Consider the following 1,248-nt stretch of genomic DNA (forward strand, 5'->3'; position numbering starts at 1 on the left):
GCGCTCACGCCCGAGTCCGCGCCCGCGCCGAAGCTCGCCCTCGCGCTCGTGATCGCGCGCGGGTTCGCGGCTGCGTCCGGGCCCGTGCCCACGCGCGCGCCCGCAGCCAGGTCCGTGTCCGCGCCCGCGCGCCGTGCACCCGTACCGCTTGCGTCTGTGCCCCAGGCGGCACGTGGATCCGTGCCCGCACCCAGGCGCCTGACCCCACCGAAGCTCGCCCCCGGGCCCAAGTCCGTACCCGTGCCCAGGCCCCCGCCCGGGTCCGTATCCGCCCCCGCGCCGAGGCTCGTGCCTGCGCTCGCGCCCGTACCGAAGCGCCCACCTGTGCCCAGGCCCCTGCCCGCACCCAGCCCCGCGCCCGCATCCGCGCCCAGGCCCCCGCCCGGGTCCGCGTCCGCCCCCGCGCCCAGGCTTCTGCGGACGCCCGCGCCCAGGCTCGCGCCCGCGCTGAAGCTCGCGCCCGCGCCCCAGCCCGCACGCGGATCCGTACCCGCACCCGCATGGGGCACCGCACCCGCATGGGTCACCGCGGCCTCGCCGCTCACCTTTCGCCACGGCGTGATCCCGGACACCTCCGGCTCGCGGGCGGGGCGGGGGGCCCGCCGGATCACCCGCGGGGCCGCGGGGGATCCGGCGGAGGCCCGCGGCGCCGTGGCCTCCGGGAGCCACACCCGCGCCAGCCCGCACGGCACCTGCCGCGTCGCGTACGGCAGCCACAGCTCGCCGTCGCGGCTCCACAGGCCGGACCCGGCCAGCCAGCCCTCCGGCGCCGAGAACTGGCGCAACCGCCGCTCGGACGGCCGCCATACGCCCACCCACGGCCGCCCGCCCGCAGGGGCGTCGATGCGGAAGGCCACCGCGCACGCCTCCGGCGTCAGCATCTGGCCCGGCTGGATCGCGAAGGGGGTGGCCGTCGCCTGGGCGGGCGGGCGCAGGCAGTCCGGGAAGCGGACCGGGAGGGTGCTGCCGAGGACGCCCCACCCGAGCCGCTCGTCGCCGGGTGCGTCGGACCGTACGAGCAGCAGACCGCTGTCGGGGTCGGCGAGCAGCAGCCGGTCGTTGCTGCGCTCGGTGATCTGGAGCAGCGGGCTGGTCTCGCCGCCGCGGCCGAGGTCGACGACGAGGGTCTTCGTACGGCCGTCCAGCTCGCGGTCGAGCGCGAGCAGCCGCCCCATGCGGTCCAGCCAGGCGCCGCCCGTGCAGCGCCCGGGCACCTCGGCCAGGTGCTGGAGCCCGCGGGCGCCGCCG

1 pseudogene is annotated in these 1,248 nt (G+C 79.4%); it reads right to left on the reverse strand.

The window, feature by feature from the left end:
- A pseudogene (locus SSOG_RS56540) lies at window positions 1-1,248 on the reverse strand (hypothetical protein); the annotation flags it as partial.

The organism is Streptomyces himastatinicus ATCC 53653, assembly GCF_000158915.1.
In the GTDB taxonomy this organism is placed as follows: domain Bacteria; phylum Actinomycetota; class Actinomycetes; order Streptomycetales; family Streptomycetaceae; genus Streptomyces; species Streptomyces himastatinicus.